This is a genomic window from Acidovorax sp. IB03 (assembly GCF_016406015.1).
Classification (GTDB): domain Bacteria; phylum Pseudomonadota; class Gammaproteobacteria; order Burkholderiales; family Burkholderiaceae_C; genus Acidovorax; species Acidovorax temperans.
This window is the reverse complement of record NZ_JAEFCH010000084.1, coordinates 1-1,426: the sequence shown is the minus strand read 5'-3', so window position 1 is coordinate 1,426 and position 1,426 is coordinate 1. Positions and strand designations below refer to the sequence as shown.

The 1,426-nt window shown below is 59.5% G+C and carries 1 protein-coding gene; it reads left to right on the top strand.

Annotated features, from left to right (window positions below; all coding sequences use genetic code 11):
* The first annotated feature begins 95 nt into the window (after nt 1-95).
* The gene (locus IHV84_RS20145; RefSeq protein WP_027814485.1) at nt 96-1,145 is read left to right on the top strand and encodes an IS110 family transposase; all 1,050 of its coding nucleotides are present in this window, start codon (nt 96-98) and stop codon (nt 1,143-1,145) included.
* Nucleotides 1,146-1,426 lie beyond the last annotated feature (281 nt).

Sequence of the window (1,426 nt, the reverse complement as noted above, 5' to 3'; positions counted from 1 at the left end):
GAACCAATGGGATGGACGCCCCCACCCTAAACGGCATCGAAAGTGCCACAGTGGAGATGTCAGTTTTTCCACCTCAACGAGCAGGAGCGTCCACCATGAAGATTACAACCATTGGCATCGATTTGGCCAAGAATGTGTTCCAGGTCCACGGCGTGGATGAGCACGGCAAAGCCGTGTTCAACAAGCCGCTCAAGCGCGAACAGATGGCTGCCTTCTTCGTGAACCTGCCGCCCTGCCTGATTGGCATGGAAGCCTGCGGCAGCGCCCACCACTGGGCGCGCAAGCTTCAGGGCATGGGCCACACCGTGCGCCTGATGGCACCCCAGTTCGTCAAGCCCTACGTCAAGACCAACAAGAACGATGCAGCCGATGCGGCTGCCATCTGCGAAGCCGTCACCCGCCCGAGCATGCGCTTCGTACCGATCAAGAACGTGGAGCAGCAAGGCGTGCTGGCCCTGCACCGGGTGCGCCAGGGCTTTGTCAAGGCCCGCACTGCACAGGCCAACCAGATCCGGGGCCTGCTGGCCGAGTTTGGGGTGATCGTTCCCCAAGGCATAGGCCACATTACCCAACGGGTGCCAATGCTCATTGAGGATGCAGCCAACGAGTTGCCCGGCGTGTTTAGACTGTTGATACAACGTCTGCTCGAGCACCTCAAGGAGCTTGACTGCCAGGTGCAGGAGCTGGAGGCACAAATCGTGGCCTGGCACCGCCAAAGCGACTTGAGTCGCAAACTCGGGCAGATCCCCGGCATTGGCCCCATCACGGCCTGCGCATTGGTGGCATCTCTGGGGGATGCAAAGAACTTCAAGGATGGCAGGCAGGTGGCAGCCTGGCTAGGGCTGGTGCCACGCCAACACTCCAGCGGGGGCAAACAAAACCTGCTGGGTATCAGCAAACGGGGCGACACGTATTTGCGCACCTTGCTGATTCACGGAGCGCGCTCGGTGATCTATCACGCCCAGAAAAAAGACCAGCACCAAGGCCAGGGCAGCGCGCAGTGTGGCTGGCTCAATGGTGTGCTGCAGCGGCGCAACAAGAACGTAGCGGCGGTGGCGCTGGCCAACAAGAATGCCCGCATCGTGTGGGCGTTGCTCGCGCATGACAGGAGCTACGAGCCGGGCTACGTACGAGAGTCGGTCTGAGCAACTAGCGCCGGCACGACAAGAACGAGGAGCGGGAGAAAACCAACCGATTGCTCAAGCAATCATGAAGTGATGGCAAGACAGGTCAGACCGTGGTGGATGAAATCCGATAAGAACGTGGCACTTGGAGTGCGTTGAACCGATAGGACCTCCACCAGCGATTCCCATCAGGGACCGTGGCTCGCGCCACAACAAGTCCGGATATACGGGTGCAATCTTTACCTTCTTGGCAGCAGTGAGTGAGGGCTTGGCTTATTCGGGGCGTCCATATAAGGTTCTTA

Excerpts from the sequence above, each read along its gene's own strand:
- IHV84_RS20145 (WP_027814485.1), top strand. The coding sequence starts at position 96 with ATGAAGATTACAACCATTGGCATCGATTTGGCCAAGAATGTGTTCCAG.